This window comes from Pseudomonas sp. FW305-3-2-15-E-TSA4 (assembly GCF_058787295.1).
This window is the reverse complement of record NZ_JBYSZP010000021.1, coordinates 52,152-67,871: the sequence shown is the minus strand read 5'-3', so window position 1 is coordinate 67,871 and position 15,720 is coordinate 52,152. Positions and strand designations below refer to the sequence as shown.

Below are 15,720 nucleotides of genomic sequence, written 5' to 3'. Positions count from 1 at the left end.
GTTGATTGAACTACTGCGATCGCGAGCAGGCTCACTCCTACAGTTGCAGGTGGCGCTACAATCTGTTCCTTTTTCCCCGGAGCAGATCCCAATGAGCGCCTCCCACCGCCGCCCGGTGCCCTTGAACAAAGCCTACCGCCTGCTCAATCACGGGCCGACCGTGCTGGTCAGCGCTGCCCATGACGGCCAGCGCAACATCATGGCCGCCGCCTGGGCGATGCCGCTGGATTTCGAGCCGCCAAAAGTTGCGGTGGTCCTCGACAAATCCACCTGGACCCGCCAGTTGCTCGAAGCGTCCGGCACTTTTGTGCTCAACGTGCCGTGCGTCAATCAGGCTGACATCGTGCAAACCGTCGGCAATATCTCGGGTCTGGAAATCCAGCAGAATCAGGGGCAGGACAAGTTTCAGGCTTATGGCCTGCAAACCTTCGCCGGTGAAACCGTCGAGGCGCCTATGTTCGAAGGCTGCGTGGCCTGGCTCGAATGCCGCTTGCTGCCGGAACCGCGCAACCACGAGCAGTACGACCTGTTCCTCGCCGAAGTCATCGCCGCCCAGGCCGATGAGCGGGTGTTCAGCGACGGGCGCTGGCATTTCGACGGGCATGATGGCTTGCGCACGCTGCACCACGTGGCCGGCGGGCATTTCCTGACGATTGGCGATGCGGTGGACGGTAAAACCCTGCCGCTGTGACCTGCATCTGATGGAAAACGCGCGCCGGATGTAGCAAGGTGTGGGGCATTGTCGAACCAATCAGGCGCTCGCCCCATGGACCTTTCGCTTTCCAGCTATCTCGCCCCGTTGCTGTCGCTGGCGCTGTTGTGGACGGTCGCGGTGGTCACCCCCGGCCCGAACTTTTTCAACATCGCCCAATTGGCGGTCAGCCGCTCGCGCCGTCATGGTGTGGTCGCGGCGCTCGGCGTCGCCAGCGGAACCGTGCTGTGGGGCCTTGCCGGCGGCTTGGGTATTCAGACCTTGTTCAGCGCGGCGCCAACCCTGTACCTGAGCTTCAAGATCGCCGGTGGCTGCTACCTGATCTGGCTCGGCCTCAAGCAGTTCAAACGCAAAGCGCCGATTGCCGCCGGTACGCTGGATGAGTCGCAACAGACCCTGCTCGGCGCCTACGGGCGAGGCTTTCTGGGAAACATGACCAACCCCAAGTCTGCACTGTTCGTCGCCACCATCTTCGCCACCGCAATGCCGGCCCACGTCCCGCCGCTACTGCTGACGCTGGCCGTGCTGACCATGGCCACGCTGTCGTTCAGTTGGTATTGCAGCGTCGCGCTGTTCTTCGCCAGCCGCCGGATCGCGAGTGTTTACGAACGGTCGCGGCAATGGCTGGATCGTTTGGCCGGTGGTTGTTATTTGCTGTTTGGGGCGCATTTGGTGGCTAATCGCTGAGCCGGGTGATATTGCGCGTTAAACCCGTTGCATAAAAAAGGCTTACCTCGCGGTAAGCCTTTTGTTTTTCCTGCGTAACCTCAATCCCCCAACGCTTCCCCCTCACGCCGTGGATCCGCGCCACCTTCCAGCGAGGCTTTCCCTTGCGCATCCTTGACCCGCACGATCGCCTGCGTGCCGCTGGTCATGTCGATTTCATTCACAACATGTCCCTTATCCTTCATCGCCTGAATCAACGCCGGGCTGAACTGGCCTTGTTCCAGTTCGGTCGGGCCGTTGCGGCTGCCGAAGTTGGGCAGGCTGATGGCGCTTTGCGGGTCGAGGTTCCAGTCGAGCAGGCCGACGGTGGTCTTGGCCACGTATTCGATGATCTGCGAGCCGCCCGGCGAGCCGACGCTGGCGAGGAATTCGCCGCTGTTGCGGTCAAAGATCAGTGTCGGCGCCATCGACGAGCGTGGGCGTTTGCCGGGTTCGACGCGGTTGGCGACTTTCTGCCCGTTCTCTTCGGGGATGAACGAGAAGTCGGTCATCTGATTGTTCAGCAAAAAGCCCTGAACCATCAGGTGCGAGCCGAACGCCGCTTCGATGGTGGTGGTCATCGACACCGCGCCGCCCAGATCATCCACGGCAACGACTTGCGAGGTGGAGATGCGCAGCGGCGAGCGATCCGGCGCGTAGGCCACCTGCACGCCTGGCGGTGTGCCCGGCTTGGCGCTGCCCATGCTGCGCTCGCCGATCAGGCTGGCGCGGCTGGCGAGATAACCAGGGTCGACCAGACCTTTGACCGGTACCGGAACGAAATCGGTGTCGGCGACGTATTGCGCACGGTCGGCGTAGGCCAGGCGTTCGGCTTCTGCGATCAGGTGCACGGCTTGCGGTGCCGGTTCGATGCCGGCGGGTTTGTCGGTTTTCACCGGTTTGAGCGGTGTTAGCGACAGACGCGGGTCGCGGCTTTCCAGCGCCTGCAAGGTGCCGAGAATCTGCGCCACGGCGATCCCGCCCGACGACGGCGGCGGCATGCCGCAGACCTGCCAGCGCTTGTAGTCGGTGCACAGCGGCGCGCGCTCCTTGGCCTGATAGCGCTGAAGATCATTCAGTGACAGGCTGCCGGGATTGGCGTGGCCCTGCACCTTGGCGACGATCTCTTCGGCGATCGGACCTTTGTACAGCGCGTCCGGACCTTCGGTGGCGATGCGCTTGAGCACGGCGGCCAATGCCGGGTTTTGCAGACGGGTGCCGACGGCTTTGACGCTGCCGTCGCGGTTGAGGAAGTAGGCGGCCATGTCCGGTGATTTACGGATCACCGGGTCGGATTCCAGCAGCGAATGCAGGCGCGGTGAAATCGCAAAGCCCTGCTCGGCGAGTTTGATCGCCGGCTCAAACAGCGTGGCCCATGGCAGGCGACCGTGTTGTTTGTGTGCCATTTCCAGCGCACGCAGCACGCCCGGAGTACCCACCGAGCGCCCGCCGATCTGCGCCTGCGGGAACGGCATCGGTTTGCCGTCGGCCTGCAGGAACAGCTTCTCGGTGGCACCCGCCGGGGCGGTTTCGCGCCCGTCGTAGGTGCGCACCTGTTTGCCGTCCCACAACACAATCATCGCGCCGCCACCGATCCCGGAGGATTGCGGTTCTACCAGAGTCAGCACTGCTTGCATGGCAATCGCCGCGTCGATGGCCGAACCACCCTTGCGCAGCATCTCGCGACCGGCCTCGGTAGCCAGCGGATTGGCGGCAGCGGCCATGTGTTTACTGGCGCGGCGGGTCTGCAGGTCGGTGCGGTAACCGGAAGCGGCTTCCGGCGCCAGCGGCAAGGTCGAGGAGGGCGGGGCGTTGCACGCGGTGAGGGTCAGGGCGCTGATGATCAGCGTCAGGGCAGGCAGGCGAAAGCGGCTCAGGGGCAGGGCTGGAAACACGTGGGGCTCTCCGTCCGTGGGGTGAAAGGTCTGACGGACTTTATCGACCGCTCGGTCGCGACGCAAACCGGTGGGCATTTTTGTCTTTCTTTTTCGGGCGGATGTTCGCTAGGGTCAAACTCAATAGAACGACCGCAAATATCCCCCTGTAGGAGTGAGCCTGCTCGCGATGGCGTCATAACATTCAACATCCAAGTTGACTGACCCACCGCTATCGCGAGCAGGCTCACTCCTACAAAGGTCAAGCCATAAAAAACACAAGAGGCCGATATGCACAGCGAGTTTCCCACCGAGTCCAGTTACCGCGATCAACGTGAACGGTTTCTTGCCGCCGCCAACGCCGCTGGCGCCACGCTCACTTCGTATGCGCACCCGCGTTGCGGCCCCTTTGGCGAGCCCCTGAGCACCGATGTCGCGGTGCTCGGTAATCCGCAGGCAAAGCGCCGGCTGGTGGCGCTCAGCGGCACTCACGGAGTCGAGGGCTATTACGGCTCGGATTGCCAGATCGACTGGCTGAAGACTTTCGTGCCGGGCTCGCTGCCTAAGGATGTCGCGGTAGTGATGATTCACCTGATCAACCCGTGGGGCACCGCGTGGCTGCGGCGGGTCAACGAAGACAACATCGACCTCAACCGCAATCACCTGGATTTCACCGGGCCGTTGCCGGACAACCGCGCCTACGCCACGCTGCACGAGATCTACGCCTGCACCGATTTGCACGGCCCCGAGCGTAAGCGCGCCGACGCCTTGCTCGACGGGCAAATTACCGAACACGGCTGGCCGGCGGTGATGTCGATTGTCGAGGGCGGTCAGCATAGCCATCCCGATGGACTGTTCTATGGCGGCCGCGCGCCGAGCTGGTCGAATCGCACCTTGCACCAGATCATCGATGCGCATCTGACCGGTGCGGAAGTCGTGATGTGTTTCGACCTGCACACCGGCGCCGGCGAATACGGTCATCCGATGTTGCTGACCATCACCCAGGCGCCTTATCCGGCGTTGGCGCAAGCACAGTCGATCTACGGCCCATGGTTGTACACCTTGCACACCGGCGCCGAAACGTTGAGCGAAACCGGTGTCGCAGCGACGGCTACCGGCTACACCTCACAGGCATTGCTCAATGCATTGCCGGGCGTGCAACTGATGCCGTTCGTGATCGAATGCGGAACGTATCCGGGGCCGGAGGTGCATCGTTATTTGCGCGATGATCACTGGTTGCATCTGCATGGCGATCCGCTGGATGCGACGGGGCAAGCGATCAAGTTGAAACTGCTGGAGCAGTTCTATCCGGCCGATCCGGATTGGCGGGCGATGGTCGGGTTGCGTACTCGGCAGATCTGGGCGAAGGGGCTGATGGCCCTGTCGGCAGAGCAGACCTGAATAGGTCAGGATTGGCATTGTGGTGAGGGATTTATCTCCTCACCACAGAGGGCGGTTTTCTCGAGGCATAAAAAAACGGCCTACCTTTCGGTAAGCCGTTTTTAGTACTTGGTGGCTACACAGGGACTTGAACCCCGGACCCCAGCATTATGAATGCTATGCTCTAACCAACTGAGCTATGTAGCCAAGTGGCGCGCATTATTCCCCTGAAATGGAAAAGCGTCAAGCGTAAATTTAAAATATTTCTTCTTATTTTCAACCGCTTATCCTCCGACCCCGGAAATCGGGGCCGGGCAGGGTGTCAACGCAGCTGGAATCTCGCGGTATTGGCGCTCAACGCATGGCTGCCCTGGCTCAAGGTGTCCGCTGCCAGGTTCACCGCCCGCGCACCTTCAAGCAAACGCATCGCCGCCTGGTCGACCTGCTGGATATTGCCGCTGACTTCATCGGCGGTGCTCGCCTGTTCCTCAACGGCAGTGGCGATTTGCGCGAGGGTGTCAGTGACACTCTGCACGGCACTGGCGATTTCGCCGAGACGCTCACCGAGACCGGTCACGGCTTCGGCATCCGATTGCGCCTGGCCGCATGCGGCTTCCATCAGACTGACCGCTTCGTTGACCGTGGCGCGCAGGCTATCGACCGTGCCGGCAATCTGCGCGGTCGATGACTGGGTGCGCTGCGACAGGCTGCGAACTTCATCGGCGACCACGGCAAATCCGCGTCCCTGTTCGCCGGCGCGTGCCGCTTCAATCGCGGCATTGAGCGCCAACAGGTTGGTCTGCTCGGCGACGCCACGGATGGTGTCGACCACCAGTTGAATCTGTTGGCCCTGTTCGCTGACTCGACCGAGTGCCGCTGCGGTTTCGTTGAGGCGTTGATTGAGTTGCTGAATGCTCGCCGTGGTGCGCTGGCTGTCGCGGCTGCTGTCGGCGGCGATGCGCCGGGTGTGCTGGGCGCTGCCGGACGCCTGTTCGCAACTCTGCGCCACACCTTGCGAAGTGGCGGCCAGTTGCGTGGCAGCGGCGGCGATCTGACTGATCTGCAACTGCTGCGCTTCGACTTCGCTCAGCGCGCCGCTGGAATGATCGTTGAGGCTGCGCACCGCGTGGCTCAGTTGTGAGGTTTCGTGATCGACCCCGAGCATGCTGGCGCGCAGTTGCACCACCGCGACGTTGAGCGCGGTGCTGATCGCCGCCAGCTCATCACGGCCCACCACCGGCACTTGCAGGCTGAGATTGCCGTCACGCAGGGCCTCGGCCAGCAGAGTAATGCCGCTGGCGCTGCGCCGGATCGAGGCTTGCAGGCAGACGAACAGATACAACGCCGCCAGCAACAGGCAACCGAAGATCGCCGCGACTACGATGAACTGGCGAATCGCCGAGGCGTGGTAGGCGTCCAGACGCTGATCCAGCGACAGCAGCGATTGCTGGCGCAACGAGGCGAGATCACCCAGCAGAGCATCGAGGCTGCGTTCGAAGTCTTCAGGCTTGAGGGTAATGCTGCCGCCGAACACGCCGTCATCCAGCACCTTCAGCCCAGCGTCCAGACGCTTGAGGCTGTCGTGGTATTGACCGGCCCAGGTTTGCAGATCGCTCGGCAGACGCGCTTCGAGCAGGCCTGCCGTTTTGACAAGCTGCTCGCGGGCGTCGCCGATGCGGCCACGCAGATCGCGCAGCTGCAAGCGGCTTTGCAGGGTGAATTGTCCCGAGACCACCGAAGCTTGGCCGACGGCGGCGAGGCGGCCCACACGCTCGATCAGATCCGGTGCGTGCTGCGTGGAGATCTGCGTCAGCAGATAGGTTTCCAGCCATGGCGCCAGCGTCAGGCGGTTGTCCATGACGATCTGCTCTCGCAAGGCTTGCAGGGCGCTGAGGGCGTTGGTGAAACGGTCGTAGCCGTCCGGCCACCAACCGACGCCGCTCAGGCTTTTCGAATCCAGACCGCCGAGCGCGGTTTGCAGGGCTTGATAGCGGGTGAGGGTTTCGCCTTCGGCACCTTCATTTTTCAGCGCGTTGCCCAAATCACTGGTGGCTTGCTGGACGGCTGGTTGCACCGCGTCAAACGCCGCCATGGCGGCGAGGGTCGCCGGGGTTGGCTGGCGATTGGTTTCGGTGGCGCGCCAACGGGCGGCGCGGTCACGCTGGGCGGCGAGCAGGTTGTCCAGCGCATCGAGGCTGAGCAACTGGCGCACGCCGGCACGCTCGCCGGAAATCAGATTGAGCTTGTTGCGATAGTCCTGGCCAATCATCAACAGGCTGCCGGCCAACGGCAGAATGAACAGCAGAAACAACAACTGGAATTTACGCGCGAAGCCAAACCGCCCCAGCAATTTGATCCCCGGTGACAAGAAAGCCTGCATGCCTCATGACTCCTCTGGACACCACGCACCAATGGCGTGCATCGCGGTCGTGCGACCTCGATGTCGTGCCCTGCTAAAAGGCCTCGAAAGTTCACTCTCGCCCGCTCTGTAGGCCGGCTCTGTAGCGAAACTTCCCATTCTCGGAGGCCTTTGTAAGGCCACCGCGTTCGAGGGGAGAAGCAAGGCAAGATTCAGACCATGGCGTTGCGCTATCACTTCGCGTGCGACGGTCAGTCAGTTAGTTAGCTGGCTAAGGGGATGGCGCTGGCGCACCGAAAAATGGCACATTGACGCACCTGCCTGCGTGCACCCATCTGCTGTACGGAAACTTTCATGGCTATCAGCAACGCTCAGACCGCCGCTGCCTCGGCATCCGCTGCTCCGCAAAGCAGCCCACTGGTGATGCGTATCATCGGCGCGGTGGCGCTGGCGCATTTGATCAACGACCTGATTCAGTCGGTGCTGCCGTCGATTTATCCGATGCTCAAAGCCAATTACGGCCTGACGTTTACTCAGGTCGGCCTGATCACGCTGACCTTCCAGTTGACCGCTTCACTGTTGCAGCCGTGGGTCGGTTATCACACTGACCGCCATCCGAAACCGTGGCTGTTGCCGGCAGGTTCGATCTGCACGCTGATTGGCATCGTGATGATGTCGGTGGTCGGCAGTTTTCCATTGATTCTGTTGGCGGCGGCGCTGATCGGTATCGGCTCCTCGACTTTCCACCCCGAGGCTTCGCGGATCGCGCGGTTGGCTTCCGGTGGACGCTTTGGTCTGGCGCAATCGACCTTTCAGGTCGGTGGTAACGCCGGTTCTGCGTTCGGCCCGTTGCTGGCGGCGGCGATCATCATTCCGTTCGGTCAGGGCAACGTGGCGTGGTTCGGTCTGTTCGCGGTGTTTGCGCTGTTCGTGCTGTATCGCATCAGCCGCTGGTACGCCCATCACCTGAACCTGTTCAAACTCAAGGCCGGTCAGGCGGCGACTCACGGGCTGTCGAAGGGCAGGGTGATCAGTGCGCTGGTGGTGCTCGGTCTGCTGGTGTTCTCCAAGTATTTCTACATGGCCAGCCTCACCAGTTACTTCACCTTCTACCTGATCGAGAAATTCGACCTGTCGGTGGCCAGTTCGCAACTGCACCTGTTTCTGTTTCTCGGTGCAGTGGCGGCGGGGACGTTCTTCGGCGGGCCGATTGGCGACAAGATCGGGCGTAAGGCGGTGATCTGGTTTTCCATCCTCGGTGTGGCGCCATTCACCTTGCTGATGCCGCACGTCGATCTGTTCTGGACCACTGTCCTCAGCGTGGTGATCGGCTTCATCCTCGCCTCGGCGTTCTCGGCGATCGTGGTTTACGCGCAGGAACTGGTGCCGGGCAATGTCGGGATGATTGCCGGGGTGTTCTTCGGCTTGATGTTTGGTTTCGGCGGGATTGGTGCGGCGCTGCTGGGGCATCTGGCGGATGTGCACGGGATCGAGTACGTGTATTTCCTGTGCTCTTTTTTGCCGTTGTTTGGCGTGCTGGCGATCTTCCTGCCGCGCACCAAAAAAACCTGACCTACACAATTCCAACTGTGGGAGCGGGCTTGCTCGCGAAGGCGGTATATCAGTCGATATTAATGTGGCTGACCCACCGCCTTCGCGAGCAAGCCCGCTCCCACAGGGGGATTGGTGGTGTTGCAAACAAATCTGTAAGGCACAAAAAAGCCGCGTATCAAACGCGGCTTTTTCTTGGGCGTGTCGCTTACACGTTGAAGCGGAAGTGCATCACGTCGCCGTCTTTGACGATGTAGTCCTTGCCTTCCAGGCGCCATTTACCGGCTTCCTTGGTACCGGCTTCGCCCTTGTACTGGATGAAGTCGTTGTAGGCGATGACTTCGGCGCGGATGAAGCCTTTCTCGAAGTCGGTGTGGATCACGCCAGCAGCTTGTGGTGCAGTGGCACCGACGCGGACGGTCCAGGCGCGGACTTCTTCGACCCCGGCGGTGAAGTAGGTCTGCAGGTGGAGCATTTCGTAACCGGCGCGGATCACGCGGTTCAGGCCAGGCTCTTCCAGGCCCAGGGCCTCGAGGAACATGTCTTTTTCTTCGCCGTCATCGAGCTCGGCGATTTCCGCTTCGATCTTGTTGCACACCGGAACCACCATGGCGCCTTCTTCTTCGGCGATGGCCTTGACCACGTCCAGGTGCGGGTTGTTCTCGAAACCGTCTTCAGCGACGTTGGCGATGTACATGACCGGTTTGGTGGTCAGCAGGTGGAAGCCCTTGATCACCGACTTTTCGTCAGCGCTCATGTTCTTCATCAGGCTGCGCGCAGGCTTGGCCTCGGTGAAGTGCGCGATCAGTTGCTCAAGCAGAGCTTTCTGAACCACGGCGTCCTTGTCACCGCCCTTGGCGTTGCGCGCGACTTTCTGCAGTTGCTTCTCGCAGCTGTCGAGGTCGGCGAAGATCAGTTCCAGGTCGATGATTTCGATGTCGCGCTTCGGGTCGACGCTGTTGGACACGTGGATCACGTTGTCGTCTTCGAAGCAGCGCACCACGTGAGCGATGGCGTCGGTTTCGCGGATGTTGGCCAGGAACTTGTTGCCCAGACCTTCACCTTTCGAGGCGCCGGCCACCAGGCCTGCGATGTCGACGAATTCCATGGTGGTCGGCAGGATGCGCTTCGGATTGACGATGGCCGCCAGGGCTTCCAGGCGCGGATCCGGCATCGGCACGATGCCGCTGTTCGGCTCGATGGTGCAGAAGGGGAAGTTCTCGGCCGCGATACCGGATTTGGTCAGGGCGTTGAACAGGGTGGACTTGCCGACGTTAGGCAGGCCGACGATGCCGCAATTGAATCCCATGGTGTTTCCCCTCGGATTAGAGTCAGGCCTTCTGGCTGTGCAGGTTTTTCATCGCGCGGTTCCATTCACCGGCGAGGATATCCGGCAGCACGCCGAGGGCAAAGTCGATGCTGGCATCGAGTTTTTCCTGTTCGGCGCGTGGCGCACGACCCAGGACGAAATTTGAAACCATACTGGCGACGCCCGGGTGGCCGATGCCAAGCCGCAGGCGGTAGAAAGTATTCTGATTGCCCAGTTGCGCGATGATGTCGCGCAACCCGTTGTGACCGCCGTGGCCGCCGCCCTGCTTGAGCTTGGCGACGCCCGGAGGCAGGTCGAGTTCGTCGTGCGCCACCAGGATTTCTTCAGGCTTGATGCGGAAGAAACCGGCGAGTGCCGCCACGGCCTGGCCGCTGCGGTTCATGTAGGTGGTGGGAATCAGCAGACGAACATCCTGACCCTGATGCGAGTAGCGCCCGGTCAGGCCGAAATATTTGCGATCGGCCACAAGGCTCACACCTTGCGCGGCAGCGATGCGCTCAACAAAAAGGGCCCCTGCGTTATGCCGGGTCTGTTCGTATTCGGCGCCTGGATTTCCCAGGCCAACGATCAGTTTGATGGCAGTCACGATAGGGGCCCTTCCTTGGAGTGGTGGTTAACATCGCCGCGATCAGTGAAGGCGGCGAAAGTGGACGAAAATTGCTCATTTACCATGAATGTAAACTCCGCGTTCCCGCCCGCTTTCTCGCTACGTTCCAGTCCGCGATGTTTCACTCACTCCGACGAACAGAGTGAAATTACTCTGCTGCGCCTTCTTCGGTAGCTTCTGGAGCAACACGTGGAGCGTGGACGTTGGCTACTGCCTTGTCATCGCCGTGTGCCAGAGCAACGAACTCGACACCTTTAGGAGCTTTGAGGTCCGACAGGTGAACGATGGTGCCGATTTCAGCGTCAGCCAGGTCGACTTCGATGAACTCAGGCAGGTCTTTTGGCAGGCAGGAAACTTCGATCTCGGCAACAACGTGCGAGATTTCGCCGCCTTTCTTCACTGGAGCAGCTTCGTTGATGAAGTGCACAGGAACGATAGCGGTCAGTTTCTGGCCAGCTACAACGCGTACGAAGTCAGCGTGCATCACGTGGCCTTTGGCCGGGTGACGTTGCAGGGCTTTGATGACGACGTTTTGTTTCTTGCCACCAACGTTCAGCTCGATGATGTGGCTGTAAGCCGCTTCGTTTTCGAGCAGTTTGGCAACTTCTTTGGCCAGCATGCTGATGGATTCAGGGGCTTTGTCGCCACCGTAAACAACAGCTGGAACCAGAGCGGCGAGACGACGCAGGCGGCGGCTCGCACCTTTCCCCAGGTCGGAACGCACTTCAGCATTCAGAGTAAAATCGTTCATTTTGTATCTCCAAAATAGCCATGACCGAGTGGCGTTTGCGACCAGCGCCAAACACGGTATGGGCAAAAAAGCCCCGCCCCGACAGGAATGCCGGGGCGGGGCGCTTTTCGTCAACGAGACATTTCGAGAAGGGCAGGGCCCTTAACGGAACATCGCGCTGATCGATTCTTCATTGCTGATGCGGCGAACCGCTTCGGCAACAACCGGTGCGATATCCAGTTGACGGATACGTGCACAGGCTTGTGCTGCAGCGGACAGCGGGATGGTGTTAGTCACCACCAGCTCGTCCAGCACGGAATTTTCGATATTCTCGATGGCCCGACCCGACAGCACAGGGTGTGTGCAGTAGGCAAAGACCTTGGCTGCGCCATGCTCTTTCAGGGCCTTGGCCGCGTGGCACAGAGTGCCGGCGGTATCGACCATGTCATCGACCAGAATGCAGGTACGCCCTTCGACATCACCGATGATATGCATCACTTCAGAGTGATTGGCTTTCTCACGGCGTTTGTCGATGATCCCGAGATCCACGCCCAGGGATTTGGCAACAGCCCGTGCACGCACGACGCCACCAATGTCCGGGGACACGATCATCAGGTTTTCGAAGCGCTGATCTTCAATGTCATCCACCAGAACCGGGGAGCCGTAGATGTTATCTACCGGAATATCGAAGAAGCCCTGAATCTGGTCAGCATGCAGATCAACCGTGAGAACACGGTCGATGCCGACTACGGTGAGCATGTCAGCAACGACTTTCGCGCTGATAGCCACACGTGCGGAACGCGGACGGCGATCCTGACGGGCATAACCAAAATAAGGAATAACAGCAGTAATACGAGTAGCCGAGGAGCGGCGGAAGGCATCAGCCATCACTACCAGTTCCATCAGGTTATCGTTGGTCGGAGCGCAAGTCGGCTGAATAATGAAAACGTCTTTACCGCGAACGTTTTCATTGATCTCGGCAGTAATTTCGCCGTCGGAGAACTTACCGACAGAGATGTCACCGAGAGGGATATGCAGCTGACGTACAACACGCCGAGCCAGATCGGGGTTAGCGTTCCCCGTAAAGACCATCATCTTGGACACGCGCAGTACCTAGAGGCTGAGGGTAACCTGGATGAGTATAGAAAATGGCAGGGGCGGCTGGATTCGAACCAACGCATGGCAGGATCAAAACCTGCTGCCTTACCGCTTGGCGACGCCCCTGTATCTGTTGCTTCAAGTGCCTGGCACTTGATTCCTTTTAGAGCAGACTTTGCAGCTTGCGATGCAACATCGAAACGTTGCTTCCTTTCGCTACAAACCCTGTAAGGGTCTCTGTCAGAAGGGCCGAGACTTTATCAGCTTCAGCTTTGCTTGGGAAGCCCCCAAACACACAACTTCCAGTTCCGGTGAGTTTTGCTTCGGTAAATTTACCTAACAAATCCAATGCGTTACGTACTTCTGGATAACGCCTTGCAACCACCGGCAAGCAGTCATTTCGACTGTTTCCCTCGGGAACGGGGCGCACTTTAATGGGCGGCGTGTTACGTGTCAACAAAGGATCGGAAAAAATTTCTGCCGTACTTACAGAGACTTGCGGCACAAGCACCAGATACCACGGTTCTTCGGGGTCGACCGGGGTCAGTTTCTCGCCCACGCCCTCGGCAAAAGCCGCGTGACCACGGACGAAAACCGGCACGTCGGCGCCGAGCGACAGGCCCAGCGCGGCGAGGCGATCTTCATCCCAGCCCAGTTGCCACAAGTGATTGAGGCCGAGCAGGGTGGTCGCCGCATTCGAGCTGCCGCCACCGATGCCGCCGCCCATGGGCAGCACCTTGTCGATCCAGATGTCGATGCCGAGTGTGCAGCCGGACTGTTGCTGAAGCATTTTCGCCGCACGCACGATCAGGTTGCTGTCGTGGGGCACGCCAGCGAATTCGGTGTGCAGATGAATCACGCCGTCATCGCGCACGGCGAAGGTGATTTCGTCGCCGTAATCGACAAACTGAAACAGCGTCTGCAGTTCGTGGTAGCCATCTGCGCGGCGCCCGAGAATGTGCAGCATCAGGTTGAGCTTGGCCGGCGACGGCAGCGTCAGACGTGGAGCGGTCATGCTTTATTGCCCCAATTTACGCGGTTGCCAGGTCTTGATCACCAGCGTCACGTCCAGATCGGTGCCGTGCAGTTTGATCCGCTCGGGCAGCCAGTAACCGTTCTGCTCGGCGTAGCTGAGGTACTCGACCTTCCAGCCGTCCTGTTCCAGATTGGCCAGGCGACTGTCGTTATCGAGGGTCAGACGGCTTTTGCTGCTGGGGGCCGGCAGGCCACGGACCCACCAGGCCAGATTGGATACCGGCAGCTTCCAGCCGAGTTGCTCTTCGAGCAGCGCTTCCGGTGACTCGGAGTCATAGCGGCCCTGATTGGCGACTTCCAGCGAAACCTTGCCCGGACGCCCGGTCAGACGCGCCGCGCCACGACCCAGCGGGCCGGACAGGCGAATGTCGTAGTAGTCCTGGCGTTGCAGCCAGAACAGCGTGCCGCTGCCGGAGTCTTTCGGCGCGCGAATGCCGATCTTGCCGTCGATCTGCCAGCCGTCAAGGCCGGTCAGCTGTTGTTTGTTCGCGGCCCACTGAGCCGGACTGCCGTGGCCCTCGACCGATTCGCGAGCGCCGAAACCCGCGCAACCGGCGAGCAGGGCGATGAAGCTGAAAACAATAACGTGGCGCAAAAACATGAGTTAAAGAGTCTCGGATCCGGTCAGGCGCTTGATGGTGCTGCGCAGGATGGTGCTGTCGGGCTGATCTTTGAGGTACTTGCCCCAGACTTGTTTGGCCTCGCGCTGATTGCCCTTGACCCACAGAACTTCGCCCAGGTGCGCGGCGACTTCGTGGTCCGGGAAACGCTCGAGCGCCTGACGCAGATATTTCTCGGCGTCGTCCAGATTGCCCATGCGGAAATTCACCCAGCCGAGGCTGTCGAGTACCGCCGGGTCTTCCGGATTGATCTGGTGCGCCTGTTCGATCAGGGCCTTGGCTTCAGCGTACCGGGTGGTGCGATCGGACAGGGTATAGCCCAGCGCATTGAGCGCCATGGCGTTGTCCGGGTCGCGCTTGATGATCAGGCGCAGGTCTTTTTCCATCTGTGCCAGATCATTGCGTTTTTCCGCGAGCATGGCCCGGGTGTAGAGCAGATTCAGATCGTCCGGGTATTGCTGCAAGGCTTTATCCAGCGTTTTCCAGGCCTTGTCGTCCTGTTTGTTGGCCGACAGGGTTTCGGATTCGATCAGATACAGCTGGATAGCGTAATCCGGCTGGGCATCGCGTTCGGCGGCGAGTTTGCTCTGGGCTTCGGCGGTCTTGCCGTTGTTCATCAGAATATCGGCCTGACGCAGTTGCGCCGGCAGATAGTCATTGCCAGGGCCGACCTGCGCGTATTCGATCAGCGCGCCCTGCGGGTCGTTGCGTTCTTCGGCGATGCGACCGAGGTTCAGGTGCGCCGAGTCAACGTGGCTTTCCCGGGCGATCAGGTCTTCCAGGTAACCCTTGGCCTCGTCCCAGGCCTTGGCTTCCAGGCACACCAGTGCCAGCGAATAACGCAGTTCGTCGTCTTCCGGGTATTGCTGAACGAGGGTGGAGAACTCGACCTTGGCGTCATCCATCCGGTCCTGTTCAACTAGCGTGCGCGCATAAGTCAGGCGCAGGCGTTTGTCGTCCGGGTATTTCTTGATGCTTTTCCGCAACAGCGGCAGGGCTTCGTCGCCACGATTCATGGTTTGCAGCAGACGCGCGCGCAGCAGGATCGGCGCAATCTCGCCTTCTTCCGGCGGGTTGTCTTCGAGCAGTGTCAGGGCGGCTTTATTGTCGCCGTCCTGTTGCAGCAGCAGGGCCTTGCCGAAAATCAGCTGGCTGTTCTTCGGGTGGCGCTGTAGCAGACGGTCGAAACTTTTCATCAGGCCGTTGCGGGTTTCCTGATCGGTATCGGCGGCCGACAGCGCGAGGAAGTCGAAATGGGTGTCGCCCTTGCCCTGCAGGACTTTCTCCATATAAACCATGGAGTCGTCATAACGCCCGGCGCGGGCCAGTTGCACGGCGGCGGCGCGTTGCGCTTCGAGGTCGTCCGGAGCGTTTTTTGCCCAGATCAGGGCGGTGTCCAGCGCAGGCTGGTCGGCACCGAGGTATTCGGCGATGCGGAACGCGCGCTCGGAAACCCCCGGGTCCTGAGTATTGATCGCCTGGGTTACGTAGTTGTCCAGGGCAATGTCGAACCGATTGCGCTGGCCGGCGAGTTCGGCGCTCAGCAGGCTGAAAACGGTTTCCTCGCTGAACGAGCTGTAAACCTTGGGTTTTTCAGGCGGGGACGCGGTGTCTTCGACCGGCGGGGTACCGTCCGGCGAAACGGGTGCCATGGCCTGGCAGCCGCTGAGGAAGACAAAAGCAAGGAGCAACGCGGAAGATCTATTCATATAGGAAGAG

13 protein-coding genes and 2 tRNA genes are annotated in these 15,720 nt (G+C 60.5%); 4 read left to right on the top strand and 11 right to left on the bottom strand.

Features of this window, described 5'->3' with window-relative positions:
• The first annotated feature begins 91 nt into the window (after positions 1-91).
• Together AC3WMV_RS25005 and AC3WMV_RS25000 are read left to right on the top strand one after the other, a co-directional pair.
• Positions 92-691, top strand: a complete 600-nt coding sequence (locus AC3WMV_RS25005) for a flavin reductase family protein (RefSeq protein ID WP_103368560.1) — start codon at positions 92-94, stop codon at positions 689-691.
• A gap of 75 nt (positions 692-766) precedes the next feature.
• Entirely contained in the window at positions 767-1,399 is a 633-nt protein-coding gene (locus AC3WMV_RS25000) for a LysE family translocator (RefSeq protein ID WP_103368559.1), read from the top strand.
• Between the two features lie 80 nt (positions 1,400-1,479).
• On the opposite strand, the gene ggt is transcribed toward AC3WMV_RS25000, so the two are convergent.
• Positions 1,480-3,312, bottom strand: a complete 1,833-nt coding sequence (gene ggt, locus AC3WMV_RS24995; RefSeq protein ID WP_103368558.1) for a gamma-glutamyltransferase — start codon at positions 3,310-3,312, stop codon at positions 1,480-1,482.
• A gap of 270 nt (positions 3,313-3,582) precedes the next feature.
• On the opposite strand from ggt, the gene AC3WMV_RS24990 reads away from it, so the two are divergent.
• A complete protein-coding gene (locus AC3WMV_RS24990; protein ID WP_103368557.1) occupies positions 3,583-4,692 on the top strand; it encodes a DUF2817 domain-containing protein in 1,110 nt (369 codons plus the stop codon).
• A 109-nt stretch (positions 4,693-4,801) separates the two neighbouring features.
• On the opposite strand, the gene AC3WMV_RS24985 is transcribed toward AC3WMV_RS24990, so the two are convergent.
• Positions 4,802-4,878: transfer RNA gene (locus tag AC3WMV_RS24985), tRNA-Met, on the bottom strand.
• A 115-nt stretch (positions 4,879-4,993) separates the two neighbouring features.
• Positions 4,994-7,051, bottom strand: coding sequence for a methyl-accepting chemotaxis protein (locus AC3WMV_RS24980; RefSeq protein ID WP_103368556.1), 2,058 nt, complete (start codon positions 7,049-7,051; stop codon positions 4,994-4,996).
• Positions 7,052-7,384: 333 nt separating this feature from the next.
• On the opposite strand from AC3WMV_RS24980, the gene AC3WMV_RS24975 reads away from it, so the two are divergent.
• The gene (locus AC3WMV_RS24975) at positions 7,385-8,602 is read left to right on the top strand and encodes an MFS transporter (protein ID WP_103368555.1); all 1,218 of its coding nucleotides are present in this window, start codon (positions 7,385-7,387) and stop codon (positions 8,600-8,602) included.
• Between the two features lie 187 nt (positions 8,603-8,789).
• Here the strand turns inward: AC3WMV_RS24975 and ychF are convergent, their stop codons facing one another.
• From ychF to AC3WMV_RS24935, 8 genes are all read right to left on the bottom strand, one after another.
• Positions 8,790-9,890, bottom strand: coding sequence for a redox-regulated ATPase YchF (ychF, locus tag AC3WMV_RS24970; RefSeq protein WP_047599160.1), 1,101 nt, complete (start codon positions 9,888-9,890; stop codon positions 8,790-8,792).
• 22 nt (positions 9,891-9,912) lie between these two features.
• The gene (gene pth, locus AC3WMV_RS24965) at positions 9,913-10,497 is read right to left on the bottom strand and encodes an aminoacyl-tRNA hydrolase (RefSeq protein WP_095136805.1); all 585 of its coding nucleotides are present in this window, start codon (positions 10,495-10,497) and stop codon (positions 9,913-9,915) included.
• 169 nt (positions 10,498-10,666) lie between these two features.
• Positions 10,667-11,269, bottom strand: coding sequence for a 50S ribosomal protein L25/general stress protein Ctc (locus AC3WMV_RS24960; protein ID WP_095136806.1), 603 nt, complete (start codon positions 11,267-11,269; stop codon positions 10,667-10,669).
• A gap of 141 nt (positions 11,270-11,410) precedes the next feature.
• The gene (locus AC3WMV_RS24955) at positions 11,411-12,352 is read right to left on the bottom strand and encodes a ribose-phosphate pyrophosphokinase (RefSeq protein WP_003171603.1); all 942 of its coding nucleotides are present in this window, start codon (positions 12,350-12,352) and stop codon (positions 11,411-11,413) included.
• A 45-nt stretch (positions 12,353-12,397) separates the two neighbouring features.
• Positions 12,398-12,472, bottom strand: a tRNA-Gln gene (locus AC3WMV_RS24950).
• A gap of 37 nt (positions 12,473-12,509) precedes the next feature.
• Positions 12,510-13,361: a 4-(cytidine 5'-diphospho)-2-C-methyl-D-erythritol kinase gene (gene ispE / locus AC3WMV_RS24945; protein WP_027612238.1), complete on the bottom strand. Its 852-nt coding sequence runs from the start codon at positions 13,359-13,361 to the stop codon at positions 12,510-12,512.
• A 3-nt stretch (positions 13,362-13,364) separates the two neighbouring features.
• Positions 13,365-13,982 carry a lipoprotein insertase outer membrane protein LolB gene (lolB, locus tag AC3WMV_RS24940; protein WP_095136807.1) on the bottom strand — a complete coding sequence of 206 codons (618 nt, stop codon included), beginning with the start codon at positions 13,980-13,982 and terminating at the stop codon, positions 13,365-13,367.
• Between the two features lie 3 nt (positions 13,983-13,985).
• Positions 13,986-15,710, bottom strand: coding sequence for a tetratricopeptide repeat protein (locus tag AC3WMV_RS24935; RefSeq protein WP_098965585.1), 1,725 nt, complete (start codon positions 15,708-15,710; stop codon positions 13,986-13,988).
• Positions 15,711-15,720: the final 10 nt, after the last annotated feature.

What these genes read in the sequence shown, in the direction of transcription:
- AC3WMV_RS25005 (WP_103368560.1), top strand. Translation starts at nt 92, where the DNA reads ATGAGCGCCTCCCACCGCCGCCCGGTGCCCTTGAACAAAGCCTACCGC.
- AC3WMV_RS25000 (WP_103368559.1), top strand. Translation starts at nt 767, where the DNA reads ATGGACCTTTCGCTTTCCAGCTATCTCGCCCCGTTGCTGTCGCTGGCG.
- AC3WMV_RS24990 (WP_103368557.1), top strand. Translation starts at nt 3,583, where the DNA reads ATGCACAGCGAGTTTCCCACCGAGTCCAGTTACCGCGATCAACGTGAA.
- AC3WMV_RS24980 (WP_103368556.1), bottom strand. Translation starts at nt 7,051, where the DNA reads ATGCAGGCTTTCTTGTCACCGGGGATCAAATTGCTGGGGCGGTTTGGC.
- AC3WMV_RS24975 (WP_103368555.1), top strand. Translation starts at nt 7,385, where the DNA reads ATGGCTATCAGCAACGCTCAGACCGCCGCTGCCTCGGCATCCGCTGCT.
- ychF (WP_047599160.1), bottom strand. Translation starts at nt 9,890, where the DNA reads ATGGGATTCAATTGCGGCATCGTCGGCCTGCCTAACGTCGGCAAGTCC.
- AC3WMV_RS24960 (WP_095136806.1), bottom strand. Translation starts at nt 11,269, where the DNA reads ATGAACGATTTTACTCTGAATGCTGAAGTGCGTTCCGACCTGGGGAAA.
- ispE (WP_027612238.1), bottom strand. Translation starts at nt 13,361, where the DNA reads ATGACCGCTCCACGTCTGACGCTGCCGTCGCCGGCCAAGCTCAACCTG.
- lolB (WP_095136807.1), bottom strand. Translation starts at nt 13,982, where the DNA reads ATGTTTTTGCGCCACGTTATTGTTTTCAGCTTCATCGCCCTGCTCGCC.
- AC3WMV_RS24935 (WP_098965585.1), bottom strand. Translation starts at nt 15,710, where the DNA reads ATGAATAGATCTTCCGCGTTGCTCCTTGCTTTTGTCTTCCTCAGCGGC.